Annotated in this window: 19 protein-coding genes; 12 read left to right on the top strand and 7 right to left on the bottom strand. The window is 43.3% G+C overall.

Annotated features, from left to right (window positions below):
- Positions 1 to 2: 2 nt before the first annotated feature.
- Together bcsQ and ATB76_RS24275 are read right to left on the bottom strand one after the other, a co-directional pair.
- A complete protein-coding gene (gene bcsQ, locus ATB76_RS24280; RefSeq protein WP_042602227.1) occupies positions 3 to 776 on the bottom strand; it encodes a cellulose biosynthesis protein BcsQ in 774 nt (257 codons plus the stop codon).
- Entirely contained in the window at positions 773 to 970 is a 198-nt protein-coding gene (locus ATB76_RS24275; RefSeq protein WP_038865736.1) for a hypothetical protein, read from the bottom strand. Before ATB76_RS24275 ends, bcsQ begins: the two co-directional genes overlap by 4 nt.
- A gap of 478 nt (positions 971 to 1448) precedes the next feature.
- On the opposite strand from ATB76_RS24275, the gene bcsE reads away from it, so the two are divergent.
- The 7 genes from bcsE to ATB76_RS24250 all read left to right on the top strand — a co-directional run bounded on the left by bcsE (position 1449) and on the right by ATB76_RS24250 (position 7191).
- Positions 1449 to 3032: a cellulose biosynthesis protein BcsE gene (bcsE, locus tag ATB76_RS24270; RefSeq protein WP_038865738.1), complete on the top strand. Its 1584-nt coding sequence runs from the start codon at positions 1449 to 1451 to the stop codon at positions 3030 to 3032.
- A complete protein-coding gene (locus ATB76_RS28505) occupies positions 3029 to 3205 on the top strand; it encodes a hypothetical protein (protein ID WP_173652484.1) in 177 nt (58 codons plus the stop codon). The genes bcsE and ATB76_RS28505 overlap by 4 nt, the downstream gene beginning before the upstream one ends.
- Complete coding sequence (gene bcsG / locus ATB76_RS24265) at positions 3205 to 4827, top strand: cellulose biosynthesis protein BcsG (RefSeq protein WP_045422531.1); 1623 nt, start codon at positions 3205 to 3207, stop codon at positions 4825 to 4827. Before ATB76_RS28505 ends, bcsG begins: the two co-directional genes overlap by 1 nt.
- A 161-nt stretch (positions 4828 to 4988) precedes the next feature.
- Entirely contained in the window at positions 4989 to 5909 is a 921-nt protein-coding gene (locus ATB76_RS24260) for an SPFH domain-containing protein (RefSeq protein ID WP_038865742.1), read from the top strand.
- A gap of 3 nt (positions 5910 to 5912) precedes the next feature.
- Positions 5913 to 6374, top strand: coding sequence for an NfeD family protein (locus ATB76_RS24255; RefSeq protein ID WP_038865743.1), 462 nt, complete (start codon positions 5913 to 5915; stop codon positions 6372 to 6374).
- Between the two features lie 330 nt (positions 6375 to 6704).
- Positions 6705 to 6887, top strand: a complete 183-nt coding sequence (locus ATB76_RS28310) for a hypothetical protein (protein ID WP_146109579.1) — start codon at positions 6705 to 6707, stop codon at positions 6885 to 6887.
- A gap of 121 nt (positions 6888 to 7008) precedes the next feature.
- Complete coding sequence (locus ATB76_RS24250) at positions 7009 to 7191, top strand: hypothetical protein (protein WP_038865745.1); 183 nt, start codon at positions 7009 to 7011, stop codon at positions 7189 to 7191.
- Between the two features lie 40 nt (positions 7192 to 7231).
- Here the strand turns inward: ATB76_RS24250 and ATB76_RS24245 are convergent, their stop codons facing one another.
- From ATB76_RS24245 to zipA, 3 genes are all read right to left on the bottom strand, one after another.
- A complete protein-coding gene (locus ATB76_RS24245) occupies positions 7232 to 8638 on the bottom strand; it encodes a porin (RefSeq protein WP_038865747.1) in 1407 nt (468 codons plus the stop codon).
- Positions 8639 to 9148: 510 nt separating this feature from the next.
- Complete coding sequence (gene ligA, locus ATB76_RS24240; RefSeq protein WP_061036226.1) at positions 9149 to 11161, bottom strand: NAD-dependent DNA ligase LigA; 2013 nt, start codon at positions 11159 to 11161, stop codon at positions 9149 to 9151.
- A 90-nt stretch (positions 11162 to 11251) separates the two neighbouring features.
- Positions 11252 to 12187 carry a cell division protein ZipA gene (gene zipA, locus ATB76_RS24235; RefSeq protein WP_042604268.1) on the bottom strand — a complete coding sequence of 312 codons (936 nt, stop codon included), beginning with the start codon at positions 12185 to 12187 and terminating at the stop codon, positions 11252 to 11254.
- A 250-nt stretch (positions 12188 to 12437) separates the two neighbouring features.
- On the opposite strand from zipA, the gene cysZ reads away from it, so the two are divergent.
- From cysZ to crr, 5 genes are all read left to right on the top strand, one after another.
- Positions 12438 to 13181, top strand: a complete 744-nt coding sequence (gene cysZ, locus ATB76_RS24230; RefSeq protein ID WP_038865750.1) for a sulfate transporter CysZ — start codon at positions 12438 to 12440, stop codon at positions 13179 to 13181.
- A 164-nt stretch (positions 13182 to 13345) separates the two neighbouring features.
- Positions 13346 to 14314 (top strand): cysteine synthase A, encoded by a 969-nt coding sequence (cysK, locus tag ATB76_RS24225; RefSeq protein ID WP_038865751.1) that lies wholly within the window; start codon positions 13346 to 13348, stop codon positions 14312 to 14314.
- Between the two features lie 298 nt (positions 14315 to 14612).
- Positions 14613 to 14870 (top strand): HPr family phosphocarrier protein, encoded by a 258-nt coding sequence (locus ATB76_RS24220; protein ID WP_005436894.1) that lies wholly within the window; start codon positions 14613 to 14615, stop codon positions 14868 to 14870.
- A 139-nt stretch (positions 14871 to 15009) separates the two neighbouring features.
- The gene (gene ptsI, locus ATB76_RS24215) at positions 15010 to 16734 is read left to right on the top strand and encodes a phosphoenolpyruvate-protein phosphotransferase PtsI (protein ID WP_038877525.1); all 1725 of its coding nucleotides are present in this window, start codon (positions 15010 to 15012) and stop codon (positions 16732 to 16734) included.
- 105 nt (positions 16735 to 16839) lie between these two features.
- The gene (crr, locus tag ATB76_RS24210) at positions 16840 to 17349 is read left to right on the top strand and encodes a PTS glucose transporter subunit IIA (RefSeq protein WP_005425608.1); all 510 of its coding nucleotides are present in this window, start codon (positions 16840 to 16842) and stop codon (positions 17347 to 17349) included.
- Between the two features lie 100 nt (positions 17350 to 17449).
- Here crr and ATB76_RS24205 read toward each other — a convergent pair whose 3' ends face one another.
- Both ATB76_RS24205 and ATB76_RS27585 read right to left on the bottom strand, forming a co-directional pair.
- A complete protein-coding gene (locus ATB76_RS24205) occupies positions 17450 to 18574 on the bottom strand; it encodes a flagellin (RefSeq protein ID WP_061036225.1) in 1125 nt (374 codons plus the stop codon).
- A 114-nt stretch (positions 18575 to 18688) separates the two neighbouring features.
- Positions 18689 to 18855: flagellin (locus ATB76_RS27585; protein WP_276306963.1), on the bottom strand; the 167-nt coding region annotated here is incomplete at its 5' end.

The raw sequence follows: 18855 nt of genomic DNA, 5'->3' as shown, positions 1-18855 counted from the left end.
CACTAGCCCTGAGAAGTTGCAGCGGCAAGCGTTGAAACGCACCAAAATGCCAAAGATTGGTAATCTTTCGCAGCTTGGCTCGTCGGAGAGTAATGCTGAACGGTCGTCAAGTTGGCTGCGCATTCAGCCAATGCCGTATCACGGTGCATAAGAACAGGCACTAACGACGCTTGCAGTTCCTTCTTAAACACCAGCATGAAATCTCGACCAATCTCAGTCTCAGGCTGATATTGATTGAGAATGTAACGCAGCTTACCAGACTCAAGCAGGTTGCTGATTTGAGACGAGTGACTAAGCGCCGTTTGTAACGCTGCGTAGTTCATTGCGTCAGCGTTAATAACCACAAACACCATGTCCATAGACTCAACAAACGCGTTCATTTCTGGAGTCATGAGGTAAGACATATCACCATGGAACAACTGCCATTGCTCTGCATCTGTGACTTGCAACGTTGAGCGACCAAGCGCTTGAAGGAATTGATAAGATTGAGCGAACAGCCCCTTTTGATCGGCATCCAATTCGCCAAATGGTAGCAACAGAGCGCCTTGCGGGCTTTGATACCCGGCCTCTACCCAAGCATCGCCAGACAACACACGTGCTGCCCAACCGTCTTGCTCTTCATAAGGAAGGCCAAGATGAAGGCGTAACAGATTCTCAGGCACTGCGTCGATAGCTAGAACCTGCTTGTTAATTTTGACTAAAGCTTGAGCCAAGTTTGCGGTTACCGTGGTTGATCCACATCCGCCTCTCAGGCTAACAAAAAGAAGGCGCTTCATATCGCTTCCGTTTCAATACCTGCTTGTTTGTTTTTGATCCCAACGCCACTGTCTTTGGTCGATTGAGATTGAAAAACCAACCATTTACTTTTCACATTGAGATACGACTCGTTTTCTGTCGTCTCAACATATTGATGCTGAGTTAAGTCATATGAAGAGTAGATCGAATTAATGTCTTTTGCTGGCTCTGTCACGACATCTTTCCACGTTATCCACGGATCTGATAAAGCGCTAAGACATTCCTATCTTGCTTAAATTTTTATCAAATACGATGATGAAAATTTGACGCACCTAACCCGTGCATCACATATTTATAGAATGAGAAAAAATGTGAACAACCTAAGTCATTGATCACATGATTATTAAATTCCTATACGATGTTAGGCTTCAGAAACTGAGATTATGAAGATGAGTTGTAATTATCCGTTTACGACATATAAGATAAAACTATAGGCGAACTTTAAATATATTGATTTGCAAATGCCTAATTTTAAACTTATAAACATCAAGGCAGATAATGCTATATCTAATTTTATTTTTGATCAATTTCGTTTAATATCTTCGCGTCATTTTATTGTCACACTGGCATTTTTTTCTGTAACGTTTTACATACAGCACAACGATAAAGACAACCAAGATTGAACATAACCATCTGATTAAAAGGCTATTTTGATGTCATTAATAAACGGTCTGTCCGCAATTACCAGTGATCGAGCAAGTAAATCGGTATACGTCAATTTATTTTCTCACAAACACATGACAATTGAATTCTTAACTAGTGCATCAGACCAAAGTCACAACACTTCGCTTACAAGTTTCACCAATAAAGAAACCTTCCTATCCGGCCTAAATCGCAAAGCATCACAAAAATTCAATGACTTATCTGATAGTTATCTTGATAAGGTCTACTTTGTAAGTAATAAAAACCATAAAAAGAAGTTAAACCCAATTATTCTCGCCAAAGACATTCACAAAATAAATATCATTAAGAACTCTAACTATATTTTGTTTATTCCCGACTCGATTTTATCTCACTGCAGCGACAAAGATGTAGGCATATTCCTAAAAACAATTAATGAATTCGCTCATAAAAAATCGCTCATGATCAATATATGTATCTATGGTCATTTGGCGACATCGATACTTAAGCCTAAGTTGTTGACGAATAATCAATACCTCGCCGGTCTCGCGACGATGAGCGCATTAGATGAAACACGATACAGTTACTTTGTCGACTTTTGGTCCAACAAGCATGGGGTGAAATCAGAAGAAGAATACATCCTATCTTTTGATGATGACGGCCACTTGCTCGCGACACCTTATGAGAAGTTGCAAACGAACGACGTTACAGAAGACAAAGCCGATAGCGAACGACTTTACATTACGAAAGAAGCCTTAGGTGATAGCACAAAAGTTCCGAAAGGAATGCACCTAGCAGAAAATAACCAACAGCTATTAGAGATGTTAGACAGCCCAAGAGCATCAACCATTGTTTTCAACTGCTCAAGCCAAAGCGAAGTACAACAGTTGGCATTGGATTGCTACCGACTGCGCACGAAAGCGGGCAGACAACTCAAGCTCGTGATCAGAGAAACACAACAATGTTTACGATATGCGGACGAAAAGTTTCTGCTTCGTGCTGGTGTAAACCTGATTTCACCGGTGCAGGTGCCTCAGATGCGCTTTATGACTCAGGTAGAGGCCATACAAGGACAAATGCTGACGCGTGCGTTACCTCAAAGCTTAGAGGCCTTACTAAAGTACGACGTTAAATTTGGCAGCAAAGGTTACCTGCATAACAGAGACTTCAGTCAATACTGTACGGATGTGATCGCCAGTTCGAGCCGTTCTAACGTCAACTTTGCTCTGATTAAGTTGAATTTGCTGCCGGGAATGAGCCCTGAAGAATGTCTTCGTTTGTGCCACATCCGACGAGATGGTGATGTCGTCACCGCGTGTAACAAAGCACTTTATGTTTTGTTCAGTGCTATTCGTCATAACGACATCGATGTTGCTCTTAATAATATTTTCGAGTTTCCACCTCGAGATCTGTTTCACTCAACGCGCACCTTCGATACCCATTATGACATCGAAGCTGAACTAAAATACATCCTAGAGGATGAAGTCAGCATCTCTGAGGAGGTATCAAGCTTGACCACTGAGAAGCAGATTTTCGCGGTAACTAAAAAGCCGATGAGCGAGGTACCTGCTTTGTTCGCAGTAAAGAAAGCCATCAACATTAAGGAGCAGGAATGAACATTGATGACTTTATGCTCACCGTAGGCATTAGCCTTTGCATCGGATTAATCCTAGGCTACTTTCTGCGTGATGCAGTAAGCGCGATAAAGCGATTCTACGATAGATACTTAAAACGCGCTCAGTACTTTGAGCAAGATCTTTCTGTAAACAAAAACAAGAAGCTTAAGTGATGACTTCACACTCTAAACAGCCTGCTCAGTTCACAATTGGATTGGGTTGGTGGAACATTTATTTTATTGCCAAAGTAGCCCTTTTCCTCCAAGGGACCATCGATTTCCATCCGCTAGAAAACTTTGCGCTCTTGCTCTTTATTCTGTTACCAGTGCCAATCAAAGCATTGAATGTCCTGCGACATGTTATCGCAGTGATCATCGCTGCATGGCTACTGCATTATGACTCTTTCTTACCTCCGCTAGAGCGATTATGGGCTCAGGCGGGTCAGTTGATGCAGTTTGAGTTTAGCTATCTTGTCGAACTCATGGGACGCTTCATCTCTGTTCAAGCATTGCTTGGGTTGTTTGCTTTGTGCGCAGCGTATTTCATTCTGAGTAAGTTTTTACGTGTTTCTGTATTCGTTGTCATCGCGATGATTTACATCAGCATTCCAAAAACGCCACAGAATTCAGTCACCGTTGAGACAACTCAACCTGCGCCACCAGCAACTACGGAAGTGGCGGAAACGGCACAACCTCAAGTCACAGAAATCAACGATGAGTCGCTAAACAGTATGACAGCAGATTTTTTTGCGAAAGAAGCGTCACGACGTGTCTCGTTCAGCCCTGATAGTGCACAAGATGCTCCGTTTGATTTGCTGTTCTTGAGTATCTGTTCCGTCGCTTGGGATGACATCGAGATTGCTGGTTTGGCCGATCACCCGTTGTTCAAAGAATTTGATGTCATGTTTGATAACTTCAGCGCGGCAACATCCTACAGCGGACCAGCCGTTGTAAGGCTGCTGAGAGCAAGTTGTGGCCAGCAAGAACACAGTAAACTGTTCGAGCCTGCTCCAAAGCAATGTTACTTGTTCGATAACCTGAAAGATCTCGGCTTCAAAGAAAATCTGTTGATGAACCACAATGGTGTGTTCGATAGCTTCTTAGAACTGATCAAAAAAGATGGCGATCTAAAAACGAACCTGATGTCTCAAGAAGGGTTCAAGCCTTACCAAAAGTCGTTCGATGGCTCCTCTATCTTCCGTGATAAACAGGTGCTTGATGATTGGTGGCAACAACGAATCAAAAGTGATGATGAGAAAGTGGTTGCGTTGTATAACACCATTTCATTGCATGATGGTAACCGCATCATCAATGCCAATTCGACAACGTCTATGGTGAGTTACAAGAAACGCCTAAAGAATCTTCTTGATGATCTTTACTCGTTCTTCCAAGAGCTAAAAGCCTCCAACCGTAATATTGTTGTTGCATTAGTGCCAGAACATGGCGCCGGTATGCGAGGTGATAGAATGCAGATCTCTGGTATGCGTGAAATTCCAGCGCCGACCATCGTTCACACACCGGTTGGGATTAAAGTCTTCGGTGAAGGAATTCAACGCCAAGGCAATACGAAGCACGTTAAAGCGCCTTCAAGCTACTTAGCCCTATCACAACTGGTATCGAATATTCTTGAACAAAACATTTATGACAAGGAATCATTCAACCCGAGCGAATTGGCTGGCAACTTACCAGAAACCCGTGTGGTCGCTCAAAACTCTGGCTCAACCGTAATTGAGGTAAATGGTAAGTACTACGTCTCACTAGATGGTACCAGTTGGATTGAATACCCAACTAAATAGCATTCACATGTTAACGGCATGAATTTTTAGCAACAATAAAGGCTGGTGTATTCCGGCCTTTATTCTGCCTGTTATCTATCCAAGCTCTCATTTCTACGATTGTTTAATACGCATAAATAAGTAAGAATGGATTAAACATTATGCACTTAAGGGAATAGCACATGCCAATTGACTCATTAATCACCATCGGTATTTTCGTTGCTCTAGCCGTTATTATTCTTGCCTCTGCGATTAAGACTGTACCTCAAGGGAACAACTGGACAGTTGAACGCTTTGGACGTTATACCCACACACTTAAACCGGGCCTGAACTTAATTATTCCGTTTATTGATAGAATTGGTCAGAAGATCAATATGATGGAACGCGTTCTCGACATTCCAGCTCAAGAGGTTATTTCTAAAGATAATGCGAATGTCGTCATCGACGCAGTCGGCTTTGTTCAAGTTATAGACGCAGCCAAAGCGGCTTATGAAGTCAACGATCTAGAACATGCTATTCGTAACCTCACATTAACCAACATCCGTACCGTACTTGGTTCAATGGAGCTGGACGAAATGCTCAGCCAGCGTGACATGATCAACACCAAGCTTCTCTCTATTGTTGACCAAGCTACTAACCCTTGGGGTGTCAAAGTGACACGTATTGAGATTAAAGACGTTCAACCACCAGCAGATCTGACTGCTGCAATGAATGCTCAGATGAAAGCAGAACGTAATAAACGTGCAGAGATCTTAGAAGCTGAAGGTGTGCGCCAAGCAGAAATCTTACGAGCAGAAGGTCAAAAACAATCAGAGATCTTAAAAGCGGAAGGTGAAAAGCAGTCTGCGATCTTACACGCAGAAGCCCGCGAACGTGCGGCGCAAGCGGAAGCAAAAGCGACTTACATGGTGTCAGAAGCCATCGCTAAAGGTGACGTTCAAGCGGTGAACTACTTTATTGCTCAAGGCTATACCGACGCATTGAAGAGTATTGGCCAAGCAGAAAATGGGAAAATCATCATGCTACCAATCGAAGCAACTGGTTTAATGGGCTCTGTTGCTGGTATTGCTGAAATGTTCCAACAAAGCAAAGACAAAGGCTAGCCTATGGACTTATTTAGTTTATTAGAAGGCATCACTTTCTGGCATTGGATTGCTTTCGGCCTCGCATTGTTAGCTGTTGAGTTACTCGGCACAGCAGGCTACTTCCTATGGCTTGGCATCTCTGCATTGATCGTAGGTGCGATTTTATCTGTGCTACCAATCGGCTGGCAAATGCAGTGGTTAGCCTTTGCGGCATTCAGCTTGGTGACAACTTGGCTATGGTGGCGAAAACAATGGTCGAAAGATCGCAAGAGCGACAGTGCGCGCGATCTTAACCAAAAACAGAAGCAATTAGTCGGCAGTATCGTGACGTTAGATGAAGACTTCACGGTGGGGATGAACCGCTTACGAGTGGCAGATACTACTTGGTCTGCTGAGTCAGAACACGATTTACCAGCAGGAACTCGAGTCGAAATTATTGCTGTTGATGGCATAATTCTTAAGATAAAACCTATTTCTCGATGATGTTTGTCAAAATAATAGGGTGCTATGCGCCCTATTCCATTCCTAATCCCACTACCTCTTTTATTTCATCCACTTATTTAAATTAATTATGTGAATTAAGTGATAGAAATATTATCAATATCCTCTCTTTTCTACCTATTGTTAAATTTTCAATTTTAATAATTCAAACACATAGCGAAATATAATTACTTTTTCAAAATCTAAATTTATTTTAAAAAATAAAACCTTGTTGAATTTAATTTTGATCTTTCTAGGTCTCTATACATACTTAACGCATAAGCATGTCTATTAAGTGCTTATATTTTTTTAAGGTAAGTAAGAGGAAGTACTATGAAGAAGTTTTTTTTATTTTTAGCGTGCAGCATATTTGCGTTTTCTTCATTCGCCTATAACAACGGGAATGGAGGCACCACCAACCTGGGGCCTATTGTTGAGTGTACTCTACCAAGTGGAGATATTTCCCATATTCCTAGCGAGATGTGCCGCTTTCAAGGTGGATCATGGGACAACTAAAATCAGGGCATGAAAACGAGTAAAACTCTCTGCTCTAATTACTTTTAGTTTGTAGACATATTCCAATTAATTAAATTGAGTTTAAAAAGCAAAATACGTTCTAGATTACAAGGTAAATAATATGAAACTGGTAACTGGATTGTTAATCGCGATTGCAGCATTAATGCCTTTGACTTCGCTAGCAAATGGAGCTTCAGGTGGTAGAACATTAGCACCAGAAATAAAATGTGAACTGCCTAATGGCAACGTACACATGCTGCCGCCACTCTATTGCAAAATGTATGACGGAAAAAAAGTGAAATAAAAAAGGAGCCGAATGGCTCCTTTTTCTTAGCTTCTGAATATTAGTGGAAGCTGTATGGGATAAGAACTTGTAGACGTAGATCTGTCTCGTCCGCGTCTGCTGCACCAGCAAACTCGTCACGCTCTAGGATAGTACCGTGTAGACGAACGGTTGTACCTTTAAGAGAACCACTTTGTAGAGAGTAAGAAACCGTTGCGTTAACTGCGTACTCGCTCTCGTAATCCCAGTCACCTGATGCGCCACTCGCTGCAGAATCTGCACCAGAACCGTAGCCCAAGCCTAGGTAGTAGTTCCAACCGTTACCTTGGTTGTAAGAAAGACGGTTGTACCAAGCTAGCTCACCAGCTTTGTTCCAGTCAGATAGTGCATCCCACCATTGTGACCAAGTACCGTTGTTCATACCGTAAGTATGGATAGTACGTGGAACGAAATCTGAACGGTTGTCTGTATCTGTGTAGCGTAGCTCAGACATCCAAGATAGCTTGCCGAAAGATTGGTTTAGAGATAGACCAGTATGGAAACCTAGACCATCGTATTTCACATCATCATCAACACCGTAGAAGTCGAATGCAAGAGTAGTGCGGTCACTTACTGTGTACTTCAAGTAAGCTTTGTATGATGTGTTATCAGTGTCGTCATGGTAGCTAGTTACTTGACCTGCACCCCAATCGATACCGTTCGCGTATTTAACGCCTGTCGCTTGACCAAGACCAACTTGGAAGAATAGAGCGTCAGTGATGTTACCGTTCAAGCCTAGAGAGTGTAGGTAGCTCCATGAAGTGTCTGACCATAGTGCTGGCGCGTAATCATCTTCATGTAGTAACCAAGGTGCTGTGAATTGGTCTGCACCGAAGTAGCTTAGGTTGAAATCACCAAGTTTCGCGTTTAGCTCGAAACCACGGTACGTACCAGGTACAAAACTCCAAACGTTACCGATTGTACCGTTGCCACCAGCTTGTAGCATACCGACGCGAGCGTTAAAGTTTTCGCCAGTCTTAAATTTCAGAGCCGCTTTGTAAACTTTAAGCTGATCACCGTCACCTGCACCCCAGTCTAGGTTAGTACACGTAGAGATTTCGTTACATAGGTAGCCGTCCGCGCCTTTCAAGCTATCATTGTATAGGTCACCAGAGTAGTAAGCAGCGACGTCAGCACCTAACCAACCGTCATGGTAGCCAGAAGTGAAGTCAATAATTGCATTGTAAGATGAGTAGTTTAGACGACTCCAACGATCGCCATTTTCACCACCAGGCTTACCGCTAGTACGTGTACGAGAACGAGTATCAACAACGAACATTGCGTTCAATGATGAGTCGCTCATAAACTCGTTAACTTTCTCTACATACTCACCACCAGCAGCACTTTCAGTAGAAGCCGTAGCTGGAGCTACCGCTACTGCACCAAACATTGCTGCGGTTAGTGCTGAAACCTTGAAAAATTTGTCCATGGAAAAAACTCCTAAAAATGGATATAGCTGTATTTTTCTATCTCACCTTAAGTTGGCCGCCGAAGGAGAGAAGTAAATTCCTGAGTGAACCTCAATATTTCTAAATTGGTTCTTTTTAGTTCCTGCATACACACCGTGTATCCACGCTTCTAAGACTAACTTCGCATCTAAAAACATCCAAACGGAACTTATTTTTTTTCTAAAAAAATATGACCAACGCCAAAGTTCCATATAACTTGTTGATCCAGATCTTATTTTTAACACCCAAACTACAGAGTGACACAAAGATGCTATTTATCAATAACTTATAGCTAATACGGAAACGTCAATTTGAAGTTGATCGCAGAGTTACTGCTAGATACGAGGAAAAATTAAAGGAGAGATCTTGATCACTGAAATGATTTCAATAGGAAAATAGCGCTAATTTTGTCACTTTTTAATTGGCAAGAAAAAGCCCCAAATGACTGTCATTTAGGGCTTTTAGTTATTTTTTATCTTTTTTGATGGAAGTTATTTCATCAAATTGAGCAAGTCTTGTTCGGTTTTAACCTCAACACCCAACTCTTGAGCTTTCGCTAGCTTAGAGCCAGCATTCTCTCCAGCAAAAAGAATATCGGTTTTCTTTGAAACGCTACCCGTCACTTTTGCACCTAGATTCTGCAGCGCTTCTTTCGCTTCGGAACGTCCCAGCTGAGAAAGCGTGCCCGTCAATACAACAACTTTGCCTTCTAACGGTAACTCAACACCTTGTTGCGGAGCGGCAATCTCAGGCCAATTAATACCTTGATTCAACAAATCCTGTACAACAACCTGGTTTTTCTCTTCACCAAAGAAGGTCGTGATGTGTTTGGCAACAATAACGCCAATATCTTGAACTTCAATTAACTGTTCTTCTGTCGCTGCCTGAATCAAATCCAATGACCTGAAGTGTTGCGCTAGGTTGGCAGCCGTCGCCTCCCCTACCTCACGAATACCTAGCGAGTACAAGAAACGCGGTAATGTTGTCAATTTTGATTTCTCAAGAGCATTAACTACGTTGGTTGCCGATTTAGGGCCCATGCGCTCTAGGACTGTCAACACTCCGGCCGACAACTTAAACAGATCTGCTGGTGTCTCAACCATTTCTCGGTCAACGAGCTGTTCAATCACTTTGTCGCCAAGACCATCAACATCAAGGGCTTTACGAGAAACAAAATGTTTTAGTGCTTCTTTACGTTGTGCTTGGCACACTAATCCACCAGTACAACGTGTTACCGCTTCCCCTTCAATACGTTCAACATGAGAGCCACATACAGGACACGCTTCAGGGAAAATAATTTCTCGCGCAGTTTCAGGACGACGCTCTTTGATCACCGAAACAACTTGTGGGATAACATCACCAGCACGACGAATCACAACTTCATCGCCAACCATTACCTCTAAACGTTCAATTTCGTCTGCATTGTGTAGGGTTGCATTACTGACGGTTACACCGCCAACGAAGACAGGCTCAAGCTTCGCAACTGGAGTAATCGCACCGGTACGACCCACTTGGAACTCGACTTCGTTTAACGTTGTAATTTCTTCCTGAGCCGGAAATTTGTATGCGATAGCCCAACGAGGTGCTCGAGCAACAAAGCCCAATCGCTCTTGAATAGCAATGTCATCAGCTTTTATTACGACACCGTCGATTTCATAAGCTAATGCTTCACGACGAGTCAGAATATCTTGATAGTAGGCTTTCACTTCTTCCAAGCTATCGACTCGCTTGGTTTCAGGGCACATTGGCAAACCCCAAGATTTGATTTGAAGGAATCGCTCGTAATGGCTTGATGCTAACGTTGCGCCTTCCACAACACCAACACTGTACGCGTAGAAGCTCAATGGGCGTGAAGCAGTAATGCGCGAATCTAATTGACGCAGGCTTCCCGCAGCTGCATTGCGTGGGTTCACAAACACTTTCTCGCCTTTTTTGCGAGCAGTCTCGTTAAGTTTGTCAAAACCGGTTTTCGGCATGAATACTTCGCCACGAACTTCAAGACGAGCAGGCCAGTCTTTGCCTTGCAACTTAAGTGGAATTGCGCTGATAGTACGTACGTTTTCAGTAATATTTTCACCTGTCGCACCATCACCACGCGTTGCTGCTTGTACAAGTACACCGTTCTCGTACAGCAAGCTTACAGCTAATCCATCTAACTTAGGTTCACAGCAATACTGCTTGATAGTTTGGTCAGGAACACGATCTTGAGCGCGCTTATGAAAGCTATCCAGTTCACCATCGTCGAAAGCATTGTCTAAAGACAGCATTGGAACTTCGTGCGTCACTTGGCTGAACTCAGATAACGGCTGACCACCTACACGCTGGCTTGGAGAATCCACTGTAACAAGATCTGGGTGTTCGGCTTCAATATCCATAAGCTCGCGCATCATACGATCGTATTCTGCATCTGGAATCTCAGGGTTATCTTCCACGTAGTAACGAACAGCGTGGTAATGCAACGATTCTTTGAGTTCTTCTAGTCGCTGAAGTACTGGTTCAGACATATTAAAGCCCCGTGTGTATTCAATAAATGAGGTTGAGAATTCTATGAAAAAGGGCTCCTAACGGAGCCCTCTCTTTATTTGGTGTTAAGATTATGCGCTAGCGGCAGTAAACTCAACTATTTGACGACGATAAGATGCCAATCGGTCCGGCGTCATTAGGTTTCGTTGGTCATCAAGGACATTACCACCCATATCGTCTGCAATTTGTTGTGCAATACGCAGCATTAGGTTGAAGTTTTGATCTGCTTCACCGTAGCAAGGTAATGTCATAAAGAACGAGATACCTTTGGTAGAGAATTCAGCAGGGTCACCATGTTCTAATGTGCCCGGTTGCATCATGTTGGCGACACTAAAGAGCACTTTACCGTTACCAGACAAATCAACATGACGATGGAAGATATTCATCTCACCGTAAATCAATCCATTTTGCTGCATGCTATCGAACAACTTAGTACCGATGAACGGCTCATCGCCAGCGCAGTGAACGTTCAACACAATGACTTGCATTTCAGGTTCTGGTTTTGGCTCTTCAGGTTGTTCTACAACAACTGGTGCAACATCGATTTCTGGTTCGACAACTTCAGGTGCTTCGAACACTGGCTCGATAATCTCTTCTTCGAACGTCGCTTGAACAGGCTCAACAATTTCTGGCTCAGGCTCTTGTTCCGCTTTAGTTGCAACAAAAGCAGGGATCTCAGGTTCTTCTTTATGCTCTTTCTCTTTTACATCAAGAACATCATCAATCAGAGGGTCTGAGGCGAACTTGTTGTCAAACGAGCTTTCCATCCCAAAGTCTGGCTCTTTGCGATCTTTACGGATAATCTCGAAATCATCTTCTGGAGCAGGAGCAAAATCTCGCTCTTGTTCTTGAGGTTCTTTTTCTTCTTGGTCAACATCCAACTTACCAAGTGGTTTGTTACCAAACTTCGCTTTGCCTTCTTTTTTGCTTGTCCATAGGCCATGAAAAAGCAATGCGGCGATGGCTAATGCGCCAACAACAATGAGTACGAATCGCAATTCCTGCATTATTTACTCTCAATCTACCTGTTCTTACTACTCGCACATCCTTGAGCAGTAACCCAAGTGCAATAAATCTGAATGATGCGTTTACTTTACCAAAACTATATGCAGGTTTAGAACAACTTAATGCAAGAAGTTCTGTTTTTTGTTGTGATTCTTGCCACGATTCCACTTTACAAGACCTCATTTGTTAGGGCATTGAAAGAAAAGTATCGACAGGTACAATGAGTTTTCACTCACAAGAAATAAAATAGATATGAAGTCGAACATTCAACAAAGAACCGGTTTTGGTTATTTCCTATACGGAATTCAATTGGCGCTCTCTCCAGAGATCAGACGTTTTGTCGTTCTCCCTCTGCTGGCGAATATATTGCTAGTTGGTGGTGCTATCTTCTATCTTTTCTCTCACTTAGACGCTTGGATTGAAGGCTGGATTGGGCAACTCCCTGAGTTTCTGTCTTGGTTGACTTACCTCTTGTGGCCAATTCTCGTCCTAACGATTCTCGCCACCTTTTCATATTTTTTCAGCACCTTAGCGAACTTTATCGCCGCACCATTCAACGGATTGCTTGCTGAAAAAGTAGAAGAGTCGCTGACTGGTCAGAAAGTCAATGACGATGGGTTTGCAGCATTGGTCAAAGATGTACCTCGTGTTATGGCTCGTGAATGGCGAAAACTGCTGTATGTATTGCCAAAAGCGATTGGTTTATTCCTGTTGTTGTTGATTCCTGCTCTGGGTCAAACGGTTGGACCTTTCTTATGGTTCTTCTTCACAGCCTGGATGTTGGCGATCCAATACTGCGACTATCCATTTGATAACCATAAAGTGCCGTTCAATGACATGCGTTACAAATTGAAACAAAAGCAAGGTAAAGCTTATGGGTTTGGTGTTTTGGTTTCCGTATTTACCACCATTCCAATTCTCAACCTCATTGTTATGCCTGTTGCTGTATGTGGTGCAACTGCAATGTGGGTAGCTGAGTTTAAACACCAGCAATAGCGCAGTTTTGAATCAATCAGAGGAGGCCGAATAAGCCTCCTCTGTTATTTTGTTCAATTCTCGACCAACCTCATAAGATATAACTTTTTAATCCTTTTCCCTTTTTTTCATACCGCATATTCTTCTAATCATATTCACAAATCGTGTAATGAAGGAACATCACTATGAGCAAGATCTACGAAGACAACTCTCTTACTATTGGTAATACGCCTCTTGTTCGCTTGAATAAAGTGAGCAAAGGTAAAGTTTTGGCGAAAATTGAAGCACGTAACCCAAGCTTCAGCGTTAAGTGCCGTATTGGTGCCAACATGATTTGGGAAGCGGAAAAAGCAGGCACGCTCAAGCCAGGCGTTGAGCTAGTAGAGCCAACCAGTGGTAACACAGGTGTTGCGCTTGCATTCGTAGCAGCAGCTCGTGGTTACAAGCTAACGCTAACTATGCCAGAGTCAATGAGTCTTGAGCGTCGTAAACTGCTAAAAGCACTCGGTGCAAATCTGGAGCTAACTGAAGCAGCAAAAGGCATGAAAGGTGCGATTGCGAAAGCCGAAGAAATCGTAGCAAGCAACCCAGATAAATACCTACTTCTACAACAGTTCAACAACCCTGCAAACCCAGAGATTCATGAGAAGACAACGGGTCCTGAAATTTGGGAAGCAACAGACGGTGAAATCGACGTATTCGTAGCAGGTGTTGGTACGGGCGGTACTATCACTGGTACAAGCCGTTACATCAAAGGTGAAAAAGGCAAAGCAATCACTTCTGTCGCTGTTGAGCCAGCAGAATCACCGGTTATCGCACAAGCACTAGCAGGTGAAGAAATCCAACCAGCACCACACAAAATCCAAGGTATTGGCGCTGGTTTCATCCCAGGCAACCTAGATTTAGAGCTTTTGGACCGTGTTGAGCAAGTGACTTCTGAAGAGGCAATTGAGATGGCTCAGCGCCTTATGGAAGAGGAAGGCATTCTGGCTGGCATCTCATCGGGTGCAGCAGTAGTGGCAGCAAACCGCCTTGCGGAACTTCCTGAATTTGAAGGAAAAACAATTGTAACTGTACTTCCAAGCTCAGGTGAACGCTACCTAAGTACGGCACTATTTGCCGGTATCTTTACTGAGAAAGAGAACCAACAGTAATATGTGGTCAAATCAATTTTTCGTTTAAAAAAGCCCCGGTCAGGGGCTTTTTTGTTGATCCCTGCCCCACCTTTGGTAATATCAGGGTGTTTTATTTTTAGGTTCAAAATAAAGAATCTAAACCAAAAAGTTTTCTAAGTAATTGTGCACGCAAACAGTTGCGTAATTACCAAACTTTTGACTAGTATCAGTTCTGACACGCTTTGAACTCTCCCGTGCTAGCGCACAAGAAGTAAAGCAGTTAAGCTAAAACTCAGTCACAAACTAACAAAAAAATACATTTATTGGGGTATATCACATGTACGAGAAGCAAGTAGAAATCACAGCAGAAAACGGTCTTCACACTCGTCCAGCTGCACAGTTCGTTAAAGAAGCTAAAGCATTCGACGCGGACATCACTGTGACTTCTAACGGTAAAAGCGCTAGCGCTAAGAGCCTATTCAAGCTGCAAACACTAGGCCTAGTAAAAGGTACTCTAGTAACTATCTCTGCTGAAGGCCCACAAGCTCAGCAAGCAGTAGACCACCTAGTTGCTCTAATGGACCAACTACACTAATTCGGTCTCCTATTTTAGAAGCCATTTTGTGAAAGCAAAATGGCTTCGTTGGAAATAGGCTCAAAACTAAGCTAATACTATTCGTTAGCGCACCCATTATTCTCCCGTTTTATAAAGTTGACCAACTTAAGGTAAGGCTATGATTTCAGGCATCCTAGCATCTCCTGGTATTGCAATCGGTAAAGCACTACTACTTCAAGAAGATGAAATTGTCCTAAACACAAACACTATTTCTGATGATCAAGTAGAAGCAGAAGTTGCACGTTTCTTTGACGCTCGTAACAAATCTTCTGCTCAACTAGAAACTATCAAGCAAAAAGCGCTTGAAACGTTTGGCGAAGAAAAAGAAGCGATCTTTGAAGGTCACATCATGCTTCTTGAAGACGAAGAGCTAGAAGAAGAAATCCTAGCACTTATCAAAAACGACAAAATGTCTGCGGACCACGCTATTCATTCAGTTATCGAAGAGCAAGCATGTGCTCTTGAGTCACTAGACGACGAATACCTGAAAGAACGTGCAACTGATATCCGTGACATCGGTTCTCGTTTCGTTAAGAACGCTCTAGGCATCAACATTGTTTCGCTAAGCGACATCAATGAAGAAGTTATCCTAGTGGCTTACGACCTAACGCCATCTGAAACGGCACAAATCAACCTAGACTACGTTCTTGGTTTTGCTTGTGACATCGGCGGTCGTACCTCTCACACTTCAATCATGGCTCGTTCACTAGAACTTCCAGCGATCGTTGGTACTAACGACATCACTAAGCAAGTTAAGAACGGCGACATGCTGATTCTTGATGCGATGAACAACAAAGTCGTTATCAACCCATCTGAAGCTGAATTAGAAGACGCGAAAGCAGTTAAAGCGGCATTCATCGCTGAGAAAGAAGAACTAGCGAAGCTAAAAGACCTACACGCAGAAACGACTGACGGTCACCGCGTAGAAGTTTGCGGTAACATCGGTACAGTTAAAGACTGTGACGGTATCATCCGTAACGGTGGTGAAGGCGTTGGTCTGTACCGTACTGAATTCCTGTTCATGGACCGTGATGCACTTCCTACTGAAGAAGAGCAATACCAAGCTTACAAAGAAGTTGCGGAAGCAATGAACGGTGAGTCTGTGATCATCCGTACTATGGACATCGGCGGCGACAAAGATCTTCCATACATGGATCTACCAAAAGAGATGAACCCGTTCCTAGGCTGGCGTGCAGTACGTATCAGCTTGGATCGTCGTGAAATCCTACGTGACCAGCTACGCGGTATCCTACGTGCATCTGCACACGGCAAGCTACGTATCATGTTCCCAATGATCATCTCTGTTGAAGAAATCCGTGAGCTTAAGAAAGCAATCGAAGAGTACAAAGCGGAACTTCGTGCGGAAGGTCATGCATTCGACGAAAGCATCGAAATCGGTGTAATGGTTGAGACTCCAGCTGCAGCAGCTATCGCGCACCACCTAGCGAAGGAAGTTGCTTTCTTCTCTATCGGTACAAACGACCTAACTCAGTACACACTAGCGGTTGACCGTGGTAACGAGATGATTTCTCATCTTTACAACCCACTATCACCAGCGGTACTTACTGTGATTAAGCAAGTTATCGACGCTTCTCACGCTGAAGGTAAATGGACTGGTATGTGTGGTGAGCTTGCAGGTGATGAGCGTGCAACACTTCTACTTCTAGGTATGGGTCTAGACGAGTTCTCTATGAGTGGCATATCTATCCCTAAAGTGAAGAAAGTTATCCGTAACTCTAACTTCGCAGAAGTGAAAGCAATGGCTGAAGAAGCACTTTCTCTACCAACAGCAGCAGAAATCGAAGCTGTTGTAGAAAAGTTCATTGCAGAGAAAACTCAATAATCAACTAATTCCAATAGGATAGGCGGTTAAAAAAAGTCGTCTATCTCGTAAGATTGGTATACTATAATTCGACAGAATTAAATAAAACGTTAGGAGCATGACACAATGGGTCTGTTTGACAAACTTAAGAAGCTAGTATCTGACGACAGCGCTGACGCAGGTGCAATCGAAATCATCGCACCACTTTCTGGTGAGATCGTGAACATCGAAGATGTGCCAGATGTTGTTTTCGCTGAGAAAATCGTTGGTGACGGTATTGCTATCAAGCCTGCTGGTAACAAAATGGTAGCTCCTGTAAACGGTACTATCGGTAAGATCTTCGAAACAAACCACGCATTCTCTATCGAGTCTGACGACGGTGTTGAGCTTTTCGTTCACTTCGGTATCGATACTGTTGAACTAAAAGGCGAAGGCTTCAAGCGCATCGCTGAAGAAGGTCAAACTGTTAAAGCTGGCGACACTGTAATTGAATTCGATCTTGCTCTTCTAGAAGAGAAAGCGAAATCAACGCTAACTCCAGTTGTTATCTCTAACATGGACGAAATCAAAGAGCTGAACAAGCTTTCTGGTTCTGTAACTGTTGGTGAAACTCCAGTTCTACGTGTAACTAAGTAATTTTTTACCTAGCCTAACACGAAAAAAACGCTGCCATTGGCAGCGTTTTTTTATTACCTGAAGCTTTTGTTTCCAAACAACTTTCATCGCTAAAACTGGTTTAACTGAGCAACCCAAGTGCCGAGCTTGGTTTCTGCTTCGCCTGAGCCAACAATGCAGTTGTTGCATCTTGCAGTACTTTCGAACGCACCATCTCCGTCGACTCACGAGCAAAGTCCGTATCTCGTATCCGTCCTTTGGATTCCGTCACACTACGGTTCACCGTATTCAGGTTATCCATGGTGCCACTGACACGGTTTTGAAAGCCACCGATTTCACTTCTGTGTGAATCAACATACTTAATAGCGGCATCAATCACCCCAATCGAAAGCTGTGCCCCACCAACTGTCGACATATCGATATCATCCATAGTAACGAGCTCACCGGAACTTACATCAAGCCCATTCGCTAAACGCCCCTTCAGCTCTACACCTTCTGGTGCATTCAAGGTTGAAGCAAAGAATTGCAGTTCATGGTTTTCTGTTACTGAGGCACTTACTATCGATTGCTGAGCATTGATATAAGTCGCTACTTGTTCAACGCGGTCACCCAATTTGAATTCGATAGATTCCGTCTGGTGTCGCCCTTCTTTATCAAGATATTCAAATGAGATGCTTTGATTGTCACTCGTAACTCGCCAATCTTTATCAACGGCATCACCAATATAATGTTGGCCGCCCATCTCTGGGATATGGCTGCGCATATTTTTCAGCGTCAAAGAGATTGAGTTGGCATTCGCGCCGATATGAAAGCTTTGAGAACCATAAGATCCATCAAATAGGTTCTTATCTGCAAATGTCGTCGTGATCGCGACACGATCAAGCTCATCTTGCAGCGCTACGACCTCGTATTGAATACTTTGCCGATCACTTGAATCATTACTGCCGTTCACAGCTTGAAGCCCCAGAGAACGTAAGCGTTGCAATATATCACTACTCTCATGCAAAGCCCCTTCCGCAGTTTGTGCCACCGAATACGCGTCGTGCGCATTTCTTAAGGCAACATCAAGCCCTCTTGTTTGGACATTAAGAGTATTGGAAATTTGCAAACCAGCAGCATCATCACTGGCTGAGTTAATCCGATAGCCTGAAGTGAGATTTCGCTGTGACTCTATGTTTTGCTCAGCCGCATGACTGAGGTGTCGCTGCGTCATCATCGCAGTGACATTGGTATTTAAAGAGACCATCTAATCGATACGAACTCCTTGTCACCTGTCCTATTCGGTGTCCCTAATGCGTGATTTGAATAAGCAAAAAGCCAGGGGTGAGCCTGGCTTTTGTATCGCGTCGTATTAGGTTGATTAACCTAGTAGGCTTAGCGCTGAGTTTGGCGCTTGTTTCGCTTGCGCAAGGATTGAGCTTGACGCTTGCGATAGAATTTGTGACTTGGTCATTTGAGTCGTTTCTTTTGCGAAGTCGGTATCTTTGATACGGCTCTTCGACGCGTTCACGTTCTCGTTGATGTTAT

This window comes from Vibrio sp. MOR3 (assembly GCF_001557775.1).
Lineage (GTDB): Bacteria > Pseudomonadota > Gammaproteobacteria > Enterobacterales > Vibrionaceae > Vibrio > Vibrio jasicida.
This window is presented reverse-complemented; position numbering and strand designations above follow the sequence as displayed.